Origin of the sequence: Pontibacter diazotrophicus, assembly GCF_003367245.1 — a bacterium.
Taxonomy (GTDB): domain Bacteria; phylum Bacteroidota; class Bacteroidia; order Cytophagales; family Hymenobacteraceae; genus Pontibacter; species Pontibacter diazotrophicus.
The window spans coordinates 51,104-71,441 of the sequence record NZ_QRGR01000014.1; the positions used below are offsets into that span (position 1 = coordinate 51,104).

Annotated in this window: 15 protein-coding genes; 7 read left to right on the top strand and 8 right to left on the bottom strand. The window is 48.0% G+C overall.

Annotation, left to right across the window (positions count from 1 at the left end):
- Positions 1–89: 89 nt before the first annotated feature.
- Positions 90–1,013, top strand: coding sequence for a YihY/virulence factor BrkB family protein (locus DXT99_RS13935; RefSeq protein ID WP_115566181.1), 924 nt, complete (start codon positions 90–92; stop codon positions 1,011–1,013).
- Between the two features lie 30 nt (positions 1,014–1,043).
- Here DXT99_RS13935 and DXT99_RS13940 read toward each other — a convergent pair whose 3' ends face one another.
- Complete coding sequence (locus DXT99_RS13940) at positions 1,044–3,842, bottom strand: cation-transporting P-type ATPase (protein WP_246000728.1); 2,799 nt, start codon at positions 3,840–3,842, stop codon at positions 1,044–1,046.
- 153 nt (positions 3,843–3,995) lie between these two features.
- Positions 3,996–4,766, bottom strand: a complete 771-nt coding sequence (locus DXT99_RS13945) for an SDR family NAD(P)-dependent oxidoreductase (RefSeq protein ID WP_115566182.1) — start codon at positions 4,764–4,766, stop codon at positions 3,996–3,998.
- A 408-nt stretch (positions 4,767–5,174) separates the two neighbouring features.
- Between DXT99_RS13945 and DXT99_RS13950 the strand changes: the two genes are divergently transcribed.
- From DXT99_RS13950 to DXT99_RS13960, 3 genes are all read left to right on the top strand, one after another.
- On the top strand, positions 5,175–6,257 hold the full coding sequence (locus DXT99_RS13950) for an efflux RND transporter periplasmic adaptor subunit (protein WP_115566268.1): 1,083 nt from the start codon (positions 5,175–5,177) through the stop codon (positions 6,255–6,257).
- Positions 6,254–7,513, top strand: coding sequence for an ABC transporter permease (locus DXT99_RS13955; RefSeq protein WP_115566183.1), 1,260 nt, complete (start codon positions 6,254–6,256; stop codon positions 7,511–7,513). The genes DXT99_RS13950 and DXT99_RS13955 overlap by 4 nt, the downstream gene beginning before the upstream one ends.
- A 103-nt stretch (positions 7,514–7,616) precedes the next feature.
- Positions 7,617–8,297, top strand: coding sequence for an ABC transporter ATP-binding protein (locus DXT99_RS13960; protein ID WP_115566184.1), 681 nt, complete (start codon positions 7,617–7,619; stop codon positions 8,295–8,297).
- Positions 8,298–8,353: 56 nt separating this feature from the next.
- Here DXT99_RS13960 and DXT99_RS13965 read toward each other — a convergent pair whose 3' ends face one another.
- Positions 8,354–8,722, bottom strand: a complete 369-nt coding sequence (locus DXT99_RS13965; protein WP_115566185.1) for a spore germination protein GerW family protein — start codon at positions 8,720–8,722, stop codon at positions 8,354–8,356.
- A gap of 319 nt (positions 8,723–9,041) precedes the next feature.
- Between DXT99_RS13965 and DXT99_RS13970 the strand changes: the two genes are divergently transcribed.
- Positions 9,042–9,764, top strand: a complete 723-nt coding sequence (locus DXT99_RS13970) for a hypothetical protein (RefSeq protein ID WP_147294224.1) — start codon at positions 9,042–9,044, stop codon at positions 9,762–9,764.
- A gap of 82 nt (positions 9,765–9,846) precedes the next feature.
- Here DXT99_RS13970 and DXT99_RS13975 read toward each other — a convergent pair whose 3' ends face one another.
- Positions 9,847–10,911, bottom strand: a complete 1,065-nt coding sequence (locus DXT99_RS13975; protein WP_115566269.1) for a chemotaxis protein CheB — start codon at positions 10,909–10,911, stop codon at positions 9,847–9,849.
- 153 nt (positions 10,912–11,064) lie between these two features.
- Positions 11,065–14,124, bottom strand: a complete 3,060-nt coding sequence (locus tag DXT99_RS13980) for a PAS domain-containing protein (protein ID WP_115566187.1) — start codon at positions 14,122–14,124, stop codon at positions 11,065–11,067.
- A gap of 241 nt (positions 14,125–14,365) precedes the next feature.
- Between DXT99_RS13980 and DXT99_RS13985 the strand changes: the two genes are divergently transcribed.
- Positions 14,366–15,178: a polysaccharide lyase gene (locus DXT99_RS13985; RefSeq protein WP_115566188.1), complete on the top strand. Its 813-nt coding sequence runs from the start codon at positions 14,366–14,368 to the stop codon at positions 15,176–15,178.
- Positions 15,179–15,315: 137 nt separating this feature from the next.
- Here DXT99_RS13985 and DXT99_RS13990 read toward each other — a convergent pair whose 3' ends face one another.
- The gene (locus tag DXT99_RS13990) at positions 15,316–16,023 is read right to left on the bottom strand and encodes a hypothetical protein (RefSeq protein WP_115566189.1); all 708 of its coding nucleotides are present in this window, start codon (positions 16,021–16,023) and stop codon (positions 15,316–15,318) included.
- Positions 16,024–16,212: 189 nt separating this feature from the next.
- Positions 16,213–17,919 (bottom strand): L,D-transpeptidase family protein, encoded by a 1,707-nt coding sequence (locus DXT99_RS13995; protein WP_115566190.1) that lies wholly within the window; start codon positions 17,917–17,919, stop codon positions 16,213–16,215.
- Between the two features lie 427 nt (positions 17,920–18,346).
- Between DXT99_RS13995 and DXT99_RS14000 the strand changes: the two genes are divergently transcribed.
- The gene (locus tag DXT99_RS14000) at positions 18,347–18,766 is read left to right on the top strand and encodes a DoxX family protein (RefSeq protein ID WP_115566191.1); all 420 of its coding nucleotides are present in this window, start codon (positions 18,347–18,349) and stop codon (positions 18,764–18,766) included.
- Positions 18,767–18,899: 133 nt separating this feature from the next.
- Here DXT99_RS14000 and DXT99_RS14005 read toward each other — a convergent pair whose 3' ends face one another.
- Entirely contained in the window at positions 18,900–20,327 is a 1,428-nt protein-coding gene (locus DXT99_RS14005; RefSeq protein WP_115566192.1) for a TolC family protein, read from the bottom strand.
- Positions 20,328–20,338: the final 11 nt, after the last annotated feature.

Here is a 20,338-nt window from a genome sequence, read left to right on the forward strand (position 1 = left end):
CTGCTAAACCTGGGGGTGTGGGAAGTGCGAGCCTGGTCCTGTCTTGTACTTTTTGCTTTGGAGTTACGTATCCTGTTGTATTAAACATAATGCACCAGCTAATGCCGAAGCATCATTTCAAAGATTACCTGCGCCTGTTCAAAGAAGCATTTTATATTTTCAAAGAGAACCACCCGGTAAAGTTTGCTTCTGCTATTGCCTATTTCGCTCTTTTTGCGCTGCCCTGTATTTTCCTCATCCTCTCCTATGTTTTAGGGCTCCTGTACGACACAACAGAGGTGATGCAGGAACTGGAAGAGCAGTTAGAGGACGTGGTGGGGGCAGATGGAGCTGAGATATTGGTGATCATCACACAAAATTATGGTGAACACGCAGAAGAGAGTGTCTGGACTATATTGATGTATATAGTCATTGTCTTCTGGCTTTCCACACAACTATTCCGCCTGTTCCAAAACTCTTTAAATGATTTATGGCTGATTAAGCCTCGTTACGAAAAAGTATGGCAGCGGATTTGGGTGGAAAGGGGATTAACTTTTGTATTCGTGCTGGCAACCGGTTTGTTGTTTTTTGCCTCGCTTGGTGTTGAGCGGCTGCTGCAATTTACCCTGACGACTGTAATGGGTGACCCTGAGCTGAATTCTAATGTAACGAATACCCTGGTAGACAGCTTTACGGTTGTGCTGGTATTCCTCTGGTTTTCCATTTTGTACAAAGAGCTTCCGGCTGCTAAAATTAAATGGGAGCCGACTTTTGTAGGTGCCGCCGTTACAACGGTTCTGTTCTTTGCCGGCTTCTGGCTCCTCTGGAATTTCGTGGTTTTGCGCGATCTGGAGGAATTGTATGCCACGGTTGCTCCCATCATTCGGGTAGCGCTCTGGATATTCTACTCCTCACTGGTTTTCCTCTTCGGTGCTTCGTTTACCAAAGCCTACGCAAATTTAAAAGACAAAAATATAATGCCGGCACCATATGCATATAAGTATAAAGTTGTGAAGGATACAGCGAATAACTAAAAGAACCCTTCGCATTGAAACTTATATTGGCTATCTGGCACTTTCTGCCACTTTTTCAACCCGGGCGTTGCTCTTAAACCTGTAGTACTTTTCTATTGTTACAATGATAAGCAAGATTACACCGGCACCAAAGATGCGCAGCACCTGCATGGTATCCAGTGGGGCTGAGCCGAAGAGGGTATTCATGAAAGGCACGTAAATAAACAGGGCCTGGAACAAAAACATAGCCGCTATGCCATAATATATCCACATGTTAGTGAAGAAGCCAATTTCACGCATCGGCCTTACAAGAGAGCGGCAACTGAACAGGTAAAACGCCTCTAACACAACTAAAGTCGTTGTGGCCACTGTGCGTGCCTGCGCGGTGGTGGCCCCTTGCTCCATTTCGTAGTAGTACAGGCCAAAAGAGGCAATCAACAGTAATACACCTACCAGCAAGGTGCGCATGATTAGTTCTCTCGTGAGAATAGGCTCGCCTGATGGTCTGGGAGGCCGGTCCATTATACCCGGTTCTTTGGGTTCGAAAGCCAGCGTAAGGCCCAGCAGAATCGCTGTTGTCATGTTCACCCAAAGAATCTGGACGGGCTGCACGGGTAGCTGCGAACCGATTATAACGGCAACCAACACAATAAGTCCCTCGCCGAGGTTCGTAGGCAACGTCCAGACGATGAACTTGGTCAGGTTATCAAAGACGCTCCGGCCTTCCTCCACGGCTCCTTCTATAGAGGAAAAGTTATCGTCGGTGAGCACCATTTCCGCCGCGTCTTTGGCGACCTCGGTACCTGTTATGCCCATGGCGATGCCTATGTTCGCCTGCTTCAGGGCCGGCCCATCGTTTACACCGTCGCCCGTCATGGCCACCACTTTATCGCGGGCTTGCAGTGCTTTCACAAGCCGTAGCTTCTGGTCCGGGGATACACGGGCAAAAACAGAAGTCTTCTCCGCTACATCTTCCAGATCGTGGTCCTCAATCTGCTGTAGTTCCCTGCCCGTAATGGCGACCAATTTACCGTTTTCCTTGCGGCCTGTTAAGCCAATCTGGGTGGCAATAGCCGAGGCTGTGATGGCATGGTCGCCTGTTATCATCTTCACATCGATGCCCGCCTTCTGGCACAGCTCCACGGCTTCCACGGCTTCCTGGCGCGGAGGGTCAATCATACCTTGCAAACCCAGAAAAACTAGTCCTGATTTGGTGTCGTCATGCGTAATATCCGTTGTGCCTTCAGGCGCTTCGGCCATGCCACAGGCAAGCACGCGCAGCCCTTCGCTGGCCAGCTCCTCTACCTGTTTTTCTATTGCCTCTCTGTCTACCTCTATAAGTTCGCCGTCGGGCTGCATGGCTTTGTTACTGCGCTCCAGCACAGCCTCTACCGAGCCTTTCAGGTAAATAACACTGCGGTCGCCAGCGTCGTGCAGCGTGGCCATGTACTGGTATTCGGATTCAAAGGGAATGGTATCTTTGCGTGGTTCTTTCTGTTCCAGCTCCTCTAACTTAAAACCTGCTTTGCGTGCTGCCACCACCATGGCTCCTTCGGTGGGGTCACCTTCAATGGTCCAGGAGCCTTCTTTTTCTTTTACAGAACTGTCGTTACAGAGTATTCCTGCTTTCAGGCACAGTTCCAGCGCTTTGTTAGTGCCCAGGTCAGCTTGCTGGTTGTCCTCCAGAATTTCTCCCTCCGGGCGGTAACCGAGGCCTTTTACAAAGTATGCTTTGCTGCCTGCTACTATCTGCTGTACCGTCATCTGGTTTTCGGTGAGCGTACCTGTTTTATCAGAGCAGATAACGTTGGTGCTGCCGAGCGTTTCAACAGCCACCAGTTTGCGTATGATGGCTCTGCGCTGCGCCATTTTAGAAACCCCCAGCGCCAGCATAATGGTAACTGCCACAGGCAGACCCTCCGGTATGGCACCCACTGCCAATGCAACGGCTACCATAAAGGTTTCGCCTATACCTTCGCCGCGCAACATGCCAACGGCAAAAACGACAACAGAAAGCCCCAGAATTACCCATAGCAGCAAGTGGCTGAACTCTTTGATTTTTATTGTTAGAGGTGTCTCAAGGTCCTGTGCACTTGAGATAGACTGTTGTATTTTACCTACCTCTGTTTCGTCTCCTGTAGCTACCACCACTCCCGTGCCTTTGCCGTACGTTACCATGGTAGAGGAGAAGCCCATGCTCAGGCGGTCGCCTAACACATCGTCTGGTGCCACGGGCTCCGCATTCTTCTCTACCGCCACCGATTCTCCCGTTAATGCCGACTCGTCCACTTTAAGGTCTCGCTGCTTTACCAGGCGCACGTCGGCAGGGAATTTGTCACCGGACTGTACCACCACAATATCCCCCGGCACCAGCTCCTGCGCATCAATGTCCTGTTTCTTTCCGTTGCGGATAACCTGCGCTTTTGCCGTCATGCTTTTGGCCAGTGCATCAATCGCCTCCAGTGCCTTCGACTCCTGTACATACCCTATAATAGCGTTGACAAATACCACGGCGAAAATAACGATGGCATCTGTGTACTCTTCCAGGAACATGGTGACCACCGTGGCGGCAAGCAATATATAAATCAGCGGCTGGTGAAACTGCAGCATAAACCGGACAAAGGCACTCTGCTGCTTCTTTGGAGTCATCACATTGCGGCCATACTGCTCCTGGCGCGCCATCACCTCTTCGTCGGACAAGCCGTTTTCCGGCGATACTTCCAGCTCTTCCATCACCTCTGCAGGCACCATACTATGCCACGGATGTTGTTTTTCAGCTGGTAAAGCCTTGCTTCCTTTCTCTTCTGTTATATGCATGGTAGGGGATGTCTTTTCTTCAGTGGTTACCATATAGTCTTACGCGGTGAGGTGCAAACAAGCTATATTACAATTTGTTGTGTATCCATCATGTTGGTTGTACCAGAAATGAAAACCTGGCCTGTTAAACCAATCGTTCAGCAGGCCAGGGAAGTAATCTGTTGATGTAAAGACTAATGAAGCATTTTACCGCGCCAGGTAGGCACCGTCCACGGCATAGTAGGCACCGGTGACAAAAGAGGCTTTGTCAGAACTCAGCCATACCACCAGTTCGGCCACCTCTTCTGACTCTCCCAGTCTGCCGATAGGATGTAGGCCGGACAGCATCTGGAAAGACTCTTCATTCATACCTGCATCGGATAAGAGTGGCGTTTTAATAAAAGCCGGGCCAACCGCATTCACCCGTATCCCTTTGGCAGAATACTCTACCGCACCGTTTTTAGTAAGCCCTACCACGCCATGCTTGGAAGCCACGTAGGCAGCTGAGTTCGCAAACCCCACCTGCCCCAGAATAGAAGAGTTGTTGACAATGGCGCCTCCTCCGTTTTGCAGCATTTGCTGTATCTGGTATTTCATGCAATAGAACACACTGCTCAGGTTAACGGCGATTACTGTGTTCCAGCCTTCAATGCTCATGTCACCCACCGGGTTAGCTTCTCCGCCAATACCTGCATTGTTGAAGGCAATATCAAGCCGGCCATATTCCGCTGCAGCTTTTTTCACCATGTTTTCGCAGTCCTCTGGCTTCGCAACATCCGCTTTTACAAAAATGGCGTCGCCACCCTGTCTTTCAATTTCCTCCACTACCTGGGTTCCTTTTTCCTCGTTTATATCAGAAACAACTACTTTTGCACCCTCCCGTGCGTATTGCAGGGCCGTTGCTTTTCCGATGCCTGATGATGCCCCGGTTACGAGCGCTACTTTTCCTGCGAATTGGTTTTGAGTGTTTACTGCCATTTTTTTATAGTTTAGAATTGTAGAATCAAGTTTGTCACCTTACTGCGTTGGTATGTTGCAAAATTCAGCTTTTCCCCTTAGTGTTAATATGACAAGTGTCAATTTATAAAATGCTTCATGTCAGTGATCAGCTCCGATGTGTGTATTTGATTTGTGTTCCGGAAGGTTAGCTAATCACAGAGGAAGAGCTTTATTTTAAGACTGTGAATCAGGTATAAAGAGTGCTTTCCCTGATAATTTGAGGCCTTTACTAAAGCAGGACTTATTGATACAAATAATTAAAATATTTATTATTTATACATGATATGTTCAACGTGGTGGTAAAGAACAAGGTTTAGCCTGTTCATACGTTTAGAACAGTATCAGCATAAGACAAGAATTTCACATGATGGTCATATGATACGCGACATGAAATCATACCTGCAACTGGCCCTGCTCATGCTGCTATTTGCTTCCTGTGGAGGAGAGCAGGAAAAGACGCAGCCTACGGTAGAGGATATTTCTGAATCAGTGTATGCGTCGGGGGTGGTGAAAAGCAAAAACCAGTACCAGGTTTTCCCTATGGTAAACGGTGTTATTCAGCAGGTACTGGTAACGGAGGGAGATGTGGTGCAGGCGGGAGAACCGCTTTTAAGAGTAGAGAATGAGGCTGCCCGTTTAAATACCGAAAATGCCAGGCTTGCCGCCGACTATGCCCGCGTAAGTGCCAACGAGGATAAGCTGAATGAACTGCAGGCAGCCATTGACCTGGCCGAAAGCAAAAAGCACAACGACTCGCTGCTGCTGGTAAGGCAGCAAAACCTGTGGGCTGGCCAGATTGGCACCCGTGTAGAACTCGAGCAAAGAGAGCTTAGCTATAAGAACGCGGTGACAGCCTACCGATCCGCTTTGCTGCGGTACAACGACCTGAAAAAGCAACTTGATTTCGCTGAAAGGCAGGCACAGAAAAACCTGCAGATAAGCCAGACGAGAACGAATGACTACACCGTAAAAAGTGAAACCGACGGCAAAGTGTATAGTGTGCTGAAGGAAAAGGGGGAAATGGTAAGTCCGCAGAGCCCGGTGGCGGTGATCGGAGACGCAGATGAATTTATACTGGAGCTGCAGGTAGACGAATATGATATTTCCCGCATCAGGCCGGGGCAAAAGGTGCTCCTGAACCTGGACAGTTACAAAGGACAGGTGTTTGAAGCCGTAATAACCAAGATAAACCCTGCGATGAACGAGAGAACACGCTCTTTTACGGTAGACGCCAGTTTTGTAACCACACCACCGGCACTTTACCCGAACCTCACCACAGAGGCTAACATCATCATTCAGGCAAAGGCCAATGCCCTTCTTATTCCGCGCGAGTACCTGCTGGACGGCTCTTTTGTGTTAAAGGAAAACGATGAAAAAGTGAAAGTAAGCACGGGGCTCAAAGACTACCAGAAAGTAGAGATACTGGACGGGCTGACGAGGGAGGACGTGATTGTAAAACCAGTGCGATGAACAGCAAACTCATTCTGGGGATAGCAAAATCGCTGCTGCTGGCCCGGTGGCGACAAACACTGGTGGCTGCTGTAGGGGTAACCTTCAGCATTGCCATGTTTATTACGCTGCTCAGCTTTATGAACGGCCTGAACGACATGCTGGATGGCCTGATCCTGAACCGGACGCCACACGTGCGCCTGTATAACGAGATAAAACCAAGCGAGAACCAGCCGGTAAATATGTCTTCGGAGTATAGGGGCTCCTATAATTTCATAAAGTCGGTTAAGTCAGGCATAAGCCGCAAAGAGCTCTACGACAGCGGCCCCATTATGCAGGCAGTAAAAGCCGATGAGCGGGTACTGGGCGTTGCCCCCAAGCTAACGGCGCAGGTGTTTTTCAATGAAGGCACTATAGAAATAACGGGGGTCATCAATGGCATCGATGTGGAGGAGGAGAGCAGGCTGTTTAATTTCCAGGACTATGTAACCACCGGTTCTGCCATCGATGCAAAAAATGTCTCGAACAGCATTATACTCGGCAAAGGGCTTGCTGATATTTTAGTGGCTGACATAGGTGATGTGGTGCAGGTAACCACAGCGCAGGGAGAACGGTTTTCGCTGAAGGTGGTAGGGTACTTCCAGTCAGGTATCCAGGAGATTGATAAAGTTCAGAGCTATGCTTCTATTGGCACGACACAGAAACTACTGGGTCAGCCGGCCAACTATATCACCGATATCCAGATTAAATTAACGGATCTGGCAATGGCCCCAGTTGTGGCAAAGGAGTATGCACAGCTGTTTGGGGCTGATGCCGAAGATATACAGACCGCCAATGCGCAGTTTGAAACAGGCAGTAATATCCGGTCGCTCATTTCGTATGCTGTGGGTGTTACCTTACTCATCGTGGCGGGCTTCGGTATATTCAATATCCTGAACATGATGATTTACGAAAAGATGGACTCCATCGCCATACTCAAGGCCACCGGTTTCTCCGGCCGCGATGTGAACCGTATTTTCCTGGTCATCGCCCTGAGCATCGGTTTCTTCGGTGGACTGTTGGGGCTGCTGATTGGGTTTGGATTCTCCGTTATCATCGATAACATTCCCTTCGACACGGCAGCACTGCCAACCGTTAAAACATACCCGATAAACTATAGCCCAGTGTTCTACTTTATAGGTGGTTTCTTTTCTTTGATTACAACTTACTTCGCAGGCTACTTCCCTGCCCGCAAAGCCAGTAAGGTAGACCCTGTAGAGATAATAAGGGGCAAATAGGAACAGGACTTTCAGGTAGAAGAATGACAGGATGAGAGGGGGATTTGCAGGAAAAGAGCATTATACATATTTCATGCGCAGCACATACTCAAAGATTTAGTACATGCAGGACATAATACTGGAAGCAAGACATATCAACAAACAGTTTCATGACCCGGTAACGGTGCAGGTGCTCACCGACATTACCTTTTCTATTGCCAAAGGAGAGTTTGTATCTGTTACCGGTAAGTCAGGTTGCGGAAAGTCTACACTGCTTTACATCCTGTCAACCATGGATACGGACTATGATGGTGACTTGCTCATAGAGGGCGTGTCAATGACCGGGAAGAATGATGCGGCGCTGGCGCGTATCCGCAACGAGAAGATTGGTTTTGTATTCCAGTTTCATTACCTGCTCAACGAGTTTACAGTGCTCCGAAACGTGATGCTGCCAGGTATGAAGCTGAACAAGTATAGTGAGCAGGAAGTAGAGCACCGGGCCCTGGAGCGGCTGAAAATGTTGGGTATCGAACACCTGGCGCATAAAATGGCCTACAGAGTCTCTGGTGGCGAAAAGCAGCGGATAGCCATTGCCCGTGCCCTTGTCAATGACCCATTCATTATCATGGGCGACGAACCCACAGGCAACCTGGATGTAAAGAATAGTGAAATGGTTTTTAATATCTTTCAGCAGCTGGCGGAAGAACACAACCAGACACTACTGATTGTGACCCACGACCAGGGCTTTGCTGAAAAAACCGAACGTATCATAGAGATGGAAGACGGGAAAATTCTCCGGAATTAGAATGAATCTTTGTAAGTAGGAGCCGCAAAGGCACGAATAGTAGAAGCAGTACGAGCTTACTTGCGGAAAATCTTCGTGATGCTCCGGGCGGTAAGCAACACTACAACACCACTTATCGCAAATATTTTGATTAATGTCTGAGGGTCCCTTATGGAGCGAAACCGCGTACTTCCTTCGCTGATTTCGATATAGCCTATAGGAGTAAGCGCGATACCACCGGCACCGCCGGAACCTTCTTCTCCAGCTTTCTTACCGCCGCCGCCCCCAAAACCATACATCGCCTTAGAGACTGGTATAACAGTAATTCCATTCCGTTCTATAGGTTCACCATAAATTCGCGCAGCATTGGCTGCACCACCAAGTTTTTCGGCAATTCTTTCTACAAAAGAGCTGGATGCGCTGCTTTGGGTATCTTGATTTTCCATCTTGTCTTGTGGTTATATTTTAATGGTATTGGGAAGTATAGGAAGGGTGATTTTTCTAACGCTGTGAGATGAAAACGACCTGATTTGAATATAAGAAAAATTCAGGTGATAACCTGAAAAAGCCATTGTTTTAGTTGTAGGGTGAGCATGCTGTGTAGTTATCAAAGTAACAGATGATAAATGCTACTACAGTAGCAGATGTTAAAGTAAGACTTTACCTTTGCGGCTTGATTTAGCTTTTTTAACTCAGTTTCTTTTCGGCATGCATTTTACTTTTACCAAGTCAGGTATTTTTTTCTATAAAAAGCCTTTTCTACTAATGCTGTTTTTTGCCCTCACGCTGCTGGTTAACCGGCAGGCCGAGGCGCAGGTAATTTACCAGGGAGGGTCTAACGTGCAGCTGCTTTATGGCCGCGACCTGCAGCAATCCGGTGATTTGGCTACTATAACGTTGGAGCACTTTGGCTCCTATGGTGCCGTGGAGCAGTTTGTATTTGCCGATTTGTTTAATGATGTCAGCCTGGCGAGCCCGAACCTGTACATGGAGTGGTACCCGAAAGTGAGTCTGAGCCGCGCCACTGGCAAAAAGATTGGACTGGGACCGATCAGTGATGTGCTTTTGTCTGGTGGTATAAACGTTTTGTTTGGAGGCCCCGAAGACTTTTTTGTTTATACGGCGGGGCCTGCTTTCAAATTCCGGATTCCGGGTTCCGGTCTGCTGCAACTCGAAACATATTACCACAAGCAACTTGGTGAGGAGTACGATGGCACCTACCAGATTACCCCTAGCTGGGATGTTGTTTTACCTGTTTCGGAGAAAGTACACCTGAGATTCCGGGGTTTTATGGATTATATTGGTGACCGTGGGCCTGGCAGTACACAATACTTAACGCAGCCGCAACTCTTCCTGGACCTGGGGAACACCTGGGGCAAGCCGGGCAAAATGTACTTCGGTTCTGAGTGGCGCTACTGGAACAATGTGGCAGGCATTGAGGGGCTTGAGGAGTCTTTCCTGCAGGCTAACCTGCTCATCAGTTTATAAAGAACAGCCATAGCAGGGGAGAAGAAGCTCATTGCACCACAGGCTGCTGTGCCTGAGGGCGGGACAGCAGGAGAAAAGCTCCTTATTTTATATCCTTTTTCCTGAATTGCATGTCACCACTAAGCAACTCGTGCTGAAAGATTGAATCGTGCACGACACGGGCCTGTTTTCCTGCGTCTTTTGCTTTTTGAAAAAACAATTTGGCGACTTCCTCCTGGCCTGTTTCCTGAAAGTGATCCCCCATGTTGTGAAGCAGCATTTTAGTTTCTTCCAATCCGCGCATGGCCTGGTAGAGAATACTTTCTACTGATTCCGTCACTTCCGCTAAAAGCGTACTGATGGTGTAGGCATGCCCGGTGTGGCAGCGGAAACGTATCAGGTTGCCTTCAATCAACTTTGTTAAAGCACCATGGCAGTCCGGGCAGGTGAAGGGGGTAAGTTCTCCCATTTTGATGATGCCCATTTCGAAGGCATTGTCCTGCCGGGCGATGGTGATTTCAATCTTAAGCCTTTCCATATCCTCCTCTGAGACTTTCGGAGGGCCGGGTGCTACTTCTGTGGTTAAGGATACAAGTAAAGCTGCCAGTTCAGCAATCGGCACGATATGGTCCGCCTTCACAAATTCTAAAGCATTAGATGGCATGTCGGGGAAAGCCGCATCATGCGGGTCCTGAACAATTGCCTTACCGCCTAAGCGTTGTACCGACCATAGTCCTGAGGTGCCATCATCCAGATAACCAGACAGCACCGCCCCGATAACCCGGGGGCCATATACATAGGCTGCAGAACGAAACAGCGCATCGATAGATGGCCGGAAACGATTTTCTTTCGGTCCTTTTGTAATGGTTATTTTCCCCTCCTCCAACAGCATGTGGTGGTCGGGCGGTGCAATGTAGATGGTACCTGGTTTAATTTTTTCCCCATCTTTAGGGTGCTTTGCCTCAAGGGGAGAAAGCATGGTTATTATTTCAGGTAAGATGCTTTCCGTATGGGGCGCTACGTGCTGCACAATAAATATGGAAGCCGGAAACGCAGAAGGCAAGTGCTTCACAAACTCCAGTAAGGCTTTCACTCCACCGGCTGAAGACCCGATTACAATGATGTCTCTTTGTGAATTTTGCTTTTCAGCTGTGTTGTGTTTTGGCATGAGTTTGTTCTTCTGGCTGTTAATGTTCAAGGGTTTTCTTTGGTCTGGTGCAGCAGAATTCCGAATTGTTACTTAGTATACACTGCCATTTATACTGGTTCCATGAAACTCTGGTTTATGTGCTCATAACATTAGAATATTATCCTAAAATGTTTACTGCCTGATGTACACATGGAATGTAGATCCGACTCCAACCTCACTTTCCACTTCAATTCTGCCATCGGCATTCTCCACTATCCGCTTCACCATATAGAGGCCAACACCCGAGCCTTCCACGTGGTCGTGCAGGCGGCCGAACATTGTAAAGAGCTTGTTACCTTTACGCAAGTCCATGCCCAGCCCGTTGTCCCGGACTGAAAGAACGACGAAATCTCCTTCTAAATGGCAGTTGATCTCAACCCTCGGCGCGCGGTTGGGGGATCTGTATTTGATAGCATTAGATACTAAGTTATAGACGACGGAGCGCAGGTTCTTTTCTGAAAAGCGAATGGCAGGGCAGGCAGCTACATTTACGTCCAGTTGTGCTTTTGCCGCTTCCAATTGTTGGGCAAGGTCTAGTTTTACTTCCCGGATTACTTCCGAAAGATCTACCACAACAGCGTCCTGGTTATTCTCCTTTTGTAGCTTGGTTACATCCGTCAGGTGCTCAATCGTGCGCTTGAAACGCTCAACAGAACCCTCTATCATTCCCGTTACTCCCTCGAGTCCCTGTGATTCTATTACGTGAGAAGGCAGGGTATCTACGAGTATCCGCATGAGTCCTTCAATGTTGAAGATAGGTGCTTTCAGATCGTGGGAGGCCGCGTAAATAAAGTTATCCAGGTCTACGTTGGTGCGTGTGAGTTGCTCATTTGCGATGCTCAGATCCTCATTCGTTGCGGCCAGCTCTCTTGTAAGTTTCTGTAGAGCTGCCTCCTGTTCTTTGCGTTCGGTAATGTCAATGATGATAGAGGCCAGGCCCAGCAGTTCTCCACTTGACGGGTCTCTAATGGAAAAGCTATCATAATGCACGGTAATACTTTCACCGGTTTTAAAGTGGCGCAGACGAAACTCGCCTACCCAACGGTCTTTATCTGCCAGGGCAGGCAGCATTACCTCCTTTACAAATGCTTTATCCTCTTCATGAAATAGATCGGTAAAATTTAACTCTTCTACCTGTCCTTTTTCCAGACCTATCAGCTTCAGGCCAGCGGGGTTAATGAAGATACCCTTGCCATCGGGAGTAGCCAGTCCGATAAAATCGGTGCTGTTCTCTATCAGGGTTACCATGCGTTGCTGCTGCTGGGTTAGCGTTCGAAGCGCTTGATTTGACGCAGACAATTTTTCATTTGCCGCTTTCAGTTCCTCAGCCAGTTCTTGTGCCTGTTTTTCCCTTTTTTCAATATAAAGCCGGGCTTCCACCTGCTCTGTAATGTCATTCACAAGGGTATAAAATCCAGCCACTTTTCCATCTCTGAAATCAGGGACATAACTGGTCCGAATGTGCTTAACGAAATCCTCCCGGTAAGGCATTCTGCTTTCGAAGTCCAGTCGCTCTCCAGCCAGTGCCCGCTCAATGTATACTTTCACCCCCTGGTATGCCTTTTCCCCGACTACTTCCCGTACGGGTCGGCCCAGCAGCTCTTCTGGTTTTTGATTAAACCAGGCTTCGTAGGCCTTGTTTGCAAAGCGGTATTTCTCTTCCTTGTCCAGGTATCCAATCAGCACGGGCAGGGCATCCGTGATGAGCTTTAACTGTTCGGCCGTTTGTTCAACCTGTTGCCGGGCGTGCACCTGATCGGTCACATCGTGGGCAAAGACCAGCACCCCATCCACGTTACCTTCCTCGTTGCGGCGGGCTTGGTAAATAAAAGTCCAGTAAATCTCCTCCGGCGGGGCGCCCTCGTGGCGGGACAGCATCAGGGGTAGTTCCTGTGCCACAATGGTTTCCCCCGTCTCATAAACCTTGTTCAGCAAATCCGGAACGGGAGAGGCTACTACTTCAGGGAGTGCCTTTAGCAGAGGTTTTCCTAACAGCTCCCTTCCCGGAAAGATCTGCTGGTACGCTGGGTTAACCAGTTCAAACACCAGGTCAGGGCCGTCGAGAATGACAATGGGAGCGGGGGCCTGCATAAAGAGCTGGTGCAATTGATTGCGTTGGGCTTCTGTTTCGGCTTTAGAAAGCTGTAGTTCTTTCGTTCGCATCTGTACCTGCTCTTCCAGCTTTTGATTCAGGTTTTGAAGTTCTTTTTGCGTTAGAGAAATTTCTTTGTTGGCTGCCGCCAATTCTTTATTCAGCTCTTGCAGGGCCTGCTCCCTTTGCTCCACCTTTTGTCGGGACGTTACAAAATCGGTCACCTCATAGGCAAATACCATGATACCCTCTATGTTGCCGGCAAGGCTACTGATAGGCTGATAGGTGAAGTTGTAGTAATTGTGTCCCAAACCGCCGGTGTTTTCGTGGTCGAGCTGCACTTTCATCTCGTGTGCATGCACACTTACGCCGGTGCGGTACACCCGGTCCAGCAGCCCGAATATTGGTTGTCCGGCCAGTTCGGGCATTGCCTCGGCAATTGGTCTGCCCAACAGGGGGCGATCCCCAACCAACTGCTGGTAAGGTGGGTTCACCAGCTTAAAGACGTGCTGTGGTCCCTCAAAAATACAGATCATCGCCGGAGCCTGCATAAAGATGTTGTACAGCTTTTCCCGTTGCAGATCGGCTTCGGTGCGGGCAGCAACTAATTCTGCCCGGGTTATTGCCTGCTTTCCTTTACCTTTTGAAGGCTTCTGTTTGCGCTGTTCCAGTCCTTTCAGAGCTATCACCTGCTCCGTCACATCCTCCAACTTATGAATGATATATTGCACATTTCCTTCACCATCCGGAACCGGAGAAGTAGAGGCGTCCCAATATTTCTCCAAAAAGTTATCTGGCTGCTCCGGAAGGGAAATGTCATACCGCTGAATACCCAACAGCTGTGGTTGTTTATGCAGAAGAACCCACTCCAGTGTATGCCTTAGTTTTTCGATAGTGTCCGTATTGGGTAAGGTCGGATTTTTGGGAAATACTGAGAAAACAGATTTTCCCTGTATCTCTTCCCTTTTTTTTAATGTTGCCTTTAAATAAGTGTTACTGGCTGTAAGAATAGTGAAATCAGGCGAAAGAATCAGGTATGAATCGGGTATAGTCTCAAACACGCGGAGCAGTTCTGGCGAAAGAGAAGGGGCTTTTGTCATTTATTTGCTAGATTTAATCGTAGGGAGAGGCCAGCGCGACGTTTTATAAACTTAATAACGTGGTTGCCCAGGCCTTTGTTGACAAAGGTTGAGGTTAAAAATCAGGGAAATGATTGATTGTGTTTCCGGGGTCTGGCATTGAATTATTTGATACAAATTACAGCTTGAATTCCAGAGCATATAAAAAGCGAATGCTGGAGTCGGTAAATTGTAAATTTATAAAATAATGTAAGCAATTAATATGAAGGCATTATCTATTCTGTTTCTGATTACTTTCCTGGCGGTGTTAAACTCTACGAGTTTTGAGAGTCTTCCTCATGGTACTGCATATACGAAGAATGCATGGGAGCAGGATGGCTTCGAGACTGCCTGGGTGCAGACGCTGGATAAAAATTCGGCTGTAGATAATACTTATGCAGCCTCAGGTGATAAGTCACTCAGAATCTTCTTTCCGAAAGGGAAGTTCGGTCCTTCGGAAAGTGGAGGCCAGGCTAAGCTAATGCTGAAGCCGCAATCAGAATACTATACTTCCTATAAGCTGCGTTTCAGCGAGGACTTTAGTTGGGGAGGCAAACACGAGGGGGGCAAATTGCCCGGTCTCGCTGGTGGCGAGAACTGTAGCGGCGGGCAAAGCTGCGACGGAACCAATGGCTTTTCAGCCCGCTTCATGTGGAGAGAAGGAGGCAAGGCTGTACTATACCTATACCACATGGATAAGCCTGGTCAGTGGGGGGAGGATCACCCGCTAAAACACAAGGATGGGTCTGAGGTAGTGTTCCCAAAAGGAGCCTGGGTAAACCTGGTGGAAAGAGTGAAGGTAAATACGGTGCGCAATGGCCAGGCTAACAGCGACGGTGAGGTGCAGGTATGGTTCAACGGGGAAGAAGTGCTGCACCTCTCGGGGCTTCGATTTGTACAAAACAGTAATCAGGTAGATAACTTCTTTTTTTCCACTTTTCATGGAGGTGGTTCACAGGAGTGGGCTCCCACCCAAGACAGCTGGATTTGGTTTGATGATCTGATTGTTTCAGATGAGCCGGCAAAAGTATTTTAGCCTTAGAATTTATTTTAACTCTGACTGAAATCTTCTATTATTCGCGCATTTGTGCTGCTAAGAAAGAGAAGTATTTGGCTATCATCAGTTCATTCTGATTAGACCAAACAAAACTATCAGGATTTTCAAAAAAGCAGCTAGTAGTAAAAATCATCCGCATCGTCTGAAAAGTCGATGTCTTCGCCCAGCAGTTCATCTACTATGGGCTGTTGGGCTTCTTCATAAATCAATTCTCCCTTCAACAGGAATCTATTTGCATCCAGCATCACCTCATAAATAGGCGTGTGTATGTGTTTGGGTATTTTGTAAAGGCGGGGGTCATGTTTATCGAAAGGGGTGGGGACTTTCGAATTATAAAGGTAAGGGATAAGTGTTTTAGAACAGCTGATGGCAATACGATGCACTTCGTGCTCCTCAAAATACTCCTGCAGCCGTTCGTTTATATTCTCGAAGAATTCTACCGTTTCCCCCAACCGGACCCGGGATCCAGCGCGGGACTTGCCTTTTGTTTTGAGGTATTTTATCTGGCTCTTTCCCTGCTTTTTTCGCACCATGTAAGAACGGAATACCTTGTGATCGAAGTTAATGCCATTCTCAAAATAACCCATCGCACAATTCCCGGACTGTATAAGCACGATTACATAGTTCACCTGGGGTTCTTCCGCTGGTATATTTGTACCTGGAGGCGGGAGCACAATGGGCAGCCTGAAATACAGTTGTTCATTTCCTGCTTCGTCTGACAGCACCACCCTGTGTTTCTCCTTTTCATACGCAAACGCGAATCCACTGCTCTCTAAACGTTGCAGCACTTGTCTTGATCGTTCCTGAGATATATAACGGTTCATGGTTTTAAGTGACAAAACATGAAATTAAATAAAAGCACCTGTAATCTTATAGCTCCTGCTGTTTCTTTCTGAGGATGCTCAGGTTTTGCTGATATAAATGGATTTAAATAAAAAAGGTACAGGAGGGAATTTAAAGCAAAGACGCGGACTTCAAGTCCGCGTCTTTATTATATGGGTGGTAGTTTATGCTTAGAAAAGCTGTTGTGCAAGTACATTGTCGTGGCCGTACAGGTCATCTCTGAAATGAACGGTTCCATCGTCTTCTACCCAGGTAGTGAAATACACCAGGTATACTGGTACACTTTCCTCCAGGTCTACACGTTGTTGATTTCTTGACTTCATAGCGTTTTGTACGCGGCTTCTGTCCCAGCCGGCTTTATCCTGAAGCAGGTAAGTGGCCAGGTCGGCGGGGCGTTCTACACGCACACAGCCGTGGCTGAAATCACGGTCCCTTTCATCAAACAGATGATTGGCAGGCGTGTCGTGCAGGTAGATGGCTTGTTCATTCGGGAACATGAATTTCACACGTCCTAAGGAGTTTTTTGGGCCTGGACGCTGCCGGATACGGTAATCAAAGTTATGCTGCGTCATGGTGTTCCAGTTTACCCTGGTTACAGGCACCCGCTTTGCATTGGGACCAAAAGTGGTCACCATCTCCATGTTCCGGCTTTCCAGCCAATTGGTATTATTCTGCAGATGCGGCTTAATATCCTGCTCCACAATACTGTTTGGTACATTCCAGTAAGGGGCAAACATGAGGTACTGAATCTGATGGCTGAAAACAGGAGTGGAGTGCATTGTTTTACCGACTACTGCCTTCATCCGCATTGCTTCTTCTCCGTTTTCCATCACCGACACACGGAAGGCAGGAATGTTCACCATCACATAACGGTTATCACCTCCATTAGCGTCTAGTTCTTTTGGCAGCCATCTCCAGCGCTCCATGTTCAGCACAATCTGATCAATGCGCTCTTCTACGGGCACATTCAGGGCTTTATAAGTCTGCGGGCCCAGCACACCATCCACCACCAGCCCGTGCTGCTCCTGGAAATTAGTTACAGCGTCCTTTAGCTGCTGATCATATACATAGCGTGCAGAATCCTGCTCATTTACCTGCTGCTGCTGCGGCAACAGGCGCCTCCGCACGTCCAGCACTACTGCTGATGTGTCGTTTAGCTTTATTATACCTTCGCCCTCTACTTTAGGCCAGCCGCCATTTTCCTGTATCTGGCGGTACTGCACCAGGGCGTCGCGCAGTTTCAGGTAGCCCTCGTGCAGGGCCTCAAACTCGTAGTAGGGATAGGAACTTTCTCTTTCCTGCAGAATAGTCTCCAGCGCCTTGTTCAGCTTGATTTTATTACGTTTTACCTCCCACTCGATAGATGCCGTACTATGTGGATCAACCGCCCCTTTGTAAAAGTCGGAGGCATAATTAAAGTAGGAAGCTGTCAATGCCAGGTCTAGTTCCTGTTTCTTTTGCTGCTTGGTTTTGCCCGATGCAGGTATGGCTTCATATGCTCGGTACATTTCCTGCAGGTCTATCGCGTTATAGTCTGCGGCACGAAGGCCTTCTTTGTGTGCTTTATCAATCACCTGGATCAGCTTATGTGCCTGTGGTACCAGTTGGTTGTTTTTAAACCAGGCCAGTTGAAAGTTGCGATCCTTGTAAAACTGCTTCACCAACTCGATTTGGTGCCTGTACTCGCTTTCGTTTCCAATATATTCCTGTATATAATCGCTGTCGAACTTAGCCTTTTCGTTGCCGTCGGCAGCGTGAAGCGTACTAATTGCTGTAGGTAGAGTGCTGTAATTCGCTAATGCCAGGAACGGCAACAGCAGCAACAGTAAGCTTAAAATATATTTTGGTAAGGGTGTATGGGTAGGTGCTTTGTTCATTTGTTTTTTTCTCTCGTATTTTATTTAGCGCTAGGACCCTGCACATCACTCGGGATATAAAACTGTGCGGAATGATTCAACAAGAGTTCTATACTTGTATATACAAACATCAAGCCGTAAAAGTTTGATTTTCCGTTGTGGAGAGGGTGAGGTTGTGGTAGCAGGGAAAGGGGGAGCAGGGTTTTACACAGAGTCTACCGATGTATGAGTTGAACTCGTGCTGTTAATTGTTTAAAGTGCTGAAATAGCATGTAGGTAAAACAGCAAGAGTTATGCATATAATCAGCAGGAGCCAGATTTTGTTGTGTCAGGCACTTCCCCATATTTAACCTTATCTCAGAATATTCGTTTTTGCCATATATAAACAACTGCCTTATAATTATTTACAGTTGTTATTGATTGTTTCTACTTAAAAAGGAAAACAACTATGGAAAGATTTTTAGGAAACTACAGCCCACACCTCTTCGCTGTTTTACGAATTGTAGCAGGACTCATGTTTGCCATGCACGGTACCCAGAAACTGTTTGGCTGGCCGGGAGACGGCAACACCGTGGACCTGGTATCGATGATGGGGCTAGCGGGTATCATCGAATTTGTTGGTGGGCTAATGATAGCTTTTGGCATATTTGCCAGCTGGGCAGCCTTTATTGCCAGTGGTCAGATGGCAGTGGCCTTTTTTATGGCGCACGCCCCACAAGGCTGGAATCCTTTGGAGAATGAGGGAGAGAAGGCTGTGCTTTACTGTTTCCTGTTCCTGTACATTGCCGCGCACGGGGCTGGCATCTGGAGTTTTGATGCTGCCAGAAAGAAAGGAAGCAGGCATGAGGCAGTTGCGCATCACAGGTAAGCGATCCCTTAATTTAGCTCAATTTTCGTACAGTAACGTTGATTCGTACATGCAGTTCGAATCAACGTTACTGTACGAGTTGTCTTATGTTTAAATTCTTGTGTCTTTCTACTTTTGTCACTTTACTCCACCGCTACTCCCAGCCACCGCCGAGGGAGCGGTACAGGTCAATCACGGCAAGAAAGATTTCTTTTCGGGTGTTCGCCTTGCTTAGTTCGGCTTCCAGCACACTTCCCTGGGCCGTTACTACTTCAAGGTAAGTGGCGTAGCCGGCCATAAATAATTCGTTGGAGGTGCTCACCGCGTTGGTGAGCACTTCTGCTTCCTGCTCCCTGAGTGCATAGGCTTTCTTGTAATTTTCTACCTTTTGCAAATTAGTGACCACCTCCTGGTATCCCGTCAGAATGCTTTCCTGATAGGAGTAAAAGGCTTCCTTGTTCATCGCTACATTGCGGTTGAATTCTGAGCGGATAACTCTGTTCTGGAAGATAGGGGCTGTTATTCCACCTAAAAGACCCATCACCAAAGACTCCGGCGTGTTGAAGATGGAAGGAAGGTGGCGCGTATGCACTCCAGCATAAGGCGTGATGGTGAAAGTGGGAAGAAAAGCTGCCCGAGCCGCCTCCAAATCAGCTTTGGCGGCGATTAACTCCAGTTCTGCCTGCTGTATATCCGGTCTGCGGAGCAACAGGTCGGAGGGAATACCGGCATCGACTATAACGGGCAAATGCTGTAGCAGAATGGATTCACCCCTGGCGATGGGCTGCGGATACCTTCCTAACAGAAGATTCAGTTGGTTCTCCAACTCTATAATCCGTTGCCGTTTTTCGAAGCCCAGACTCTGTGTGCGCAGCAACTGGGCATGAAACTGCTGCACGGCCAGTTCGGTGGCTCTGCCGCCTATCTTCTGTATTTTAATAATTTCGAGGGCAGTTTCCTGTAACTCTATGTTCTTTTCAATCGCCTCCAGTTCGTTGTCGAGGCCCAGCAGCTCATAATATAGCCTTGCTACTTCTGCCACCAGAGTAGTGGTGAGCAGGTGCTGTCCTTTTTCCGAAGCGATAAAACGGGCGTAGGCGGCTTTTTTCCTGTTCTTGAGCCTACCCCACAGGTCAATTTCCCAGGTGCTCTGGAGGCCCAGAAAATGATTTTGGGTTTGGGTTACTGTGTTCCGGTCGCCATAGATGGTGCCGCTAAGCAAATTGTTGTATATGTTACCTGAACGGGCTCTGAAACGGGCATCAAGCGAAGGCAGCATCGCTCCGCTGGCAATGTTATAGTTTGCCCGGGCCATTTCAATTCTTTGGATGGCTGCCAGCTGATCAGGGTTGTTTCGGAGTGCTGTATCAATAAGCCCCACCAAGTGCTTATCATTAAAGAAGGTCTTCCAGGGCACATCCCCAAGGCTTGTGCTATCGGTGCTGTTGCTGAAAGAGGCAGGCATTTTTGTCGTGGCTGGTAGTTGTGGAGCCTCTGGCGGCTCAAAGACCTTACAGCCTGTTAGCAGCGACAACAGGAAAAAGAAGCATATATATTTACTTAAAGGTTTATCAAATGACATATATTGTTTTA

Excerpts from the sequence above, each read along its gene's own strand:
- DXT99_RS14005 (WP_115566192.1), bottom strand. The coding sequence starts at position 20,327 with ATGTCATTTGATAAACCTTTAAGTAAATATATATGCTTCTTTTTCCTG.
- DXT99_RS13985 (WP_115566188.1), top strand. The coding sequence starts at position 14,366 with ATGAAGGCATTATCTATTCTGTTTCTGATTACTTTCCTGGCGGTGTTA.
- DXT99_RS13970 (WP_147294224.1), top strand. The coding sequence starts at position 9,042 with ATGCTGTTTTTTGCCCTCACGCTGCTGGTTAACCGGCAGGCCGAGGCG.
- DXT99_RS13965 (WP_115566185.1), bottom strand. The coding sequence starts at position 8,722 with ATGGAAAATCAAGATACCCAAAGCAGCGCATCCAGCTCTTTTGTAGAA.
- DXT99_RS13990 (WP_115566189.1), bottom strand. The coding sequence starts at position 16,023 with ATGAACCGTTATATATCTCAGGAACGATCAAGACAAGTGCTGCAACGT.
- DXT99_RS13960 (WP_115566184.1), top strand. The coding sequence starts at position 7,617 with ATGCAGGACATAATACTGGAAGCAAGACATATCAACAAACAGTTTCAT.
- DXT99_RS13945 (WP_115566182.1), bottom strand. The coding sequence starts at position 4,766 with ATGGCAGTAAACACTCAAAACCAATTCGCAGGAAAAGTAGCGCTCGTA.
- DXT99_RS13975 (WP_115566269.1), bottom strand. The coding sequence starts at position 10,911 with ATGCCAAAACACAACACAGCTGAAAAGCAAAATTCACAAAGAGACATC.
- DXT99_RS13955 (WP_115566183.1), top strand. The coding sequence starts at position 6,254 with ATGAACAGCAAACTCATTCTGGGGATAGCAAAATCGCTGCTGCTGGCC.
- DXT99_RS13940 (WP_246000728.1), bottom strand. The coding sequence starts at position 3,842 with ATGGTAACCACTGAAGAAAAGACATCCCCTACCATGCATATAACAGAA.
- DXT99_RS13950 (WP_115566268.1), top strand. The coding sequence starts at position 5,175 with ATGAAATCATACCTGCAACTGGCCCTGCTCATGCTGCTATTTGCTTCC.
- DXT99_RS13980 (WP_115566187.1), bottom strand. The coding sequence starts at position 14,124 with ATGACAAAAGCCCCTTCTCTTTCGCCAGAACTGCTCCGCGTGTTTGAG.
- DXT99_RS13995 (WP_115566190.1), bottom strand. The coding sequence starts at position 17,919 with ATGAACAAAGCACCTACCCATACACCCTTACCAAAATATATTTTAAGC.
- DXT99_RS13935 (WP_115566181.1), top strand. The coding sequence starts at position 90 with ATGCACCAGCTAATGCCGAAGCATCATTTCAAAGATTACCTGCGCCTG.
- DXT99_RS14000 (WP_115566191.1), top strand. The coding sequence starts at position 18,347 with ATGGAAAGATTTTTAGGAAACTACAGCCCACACCTCTTCGCTGTTTTA.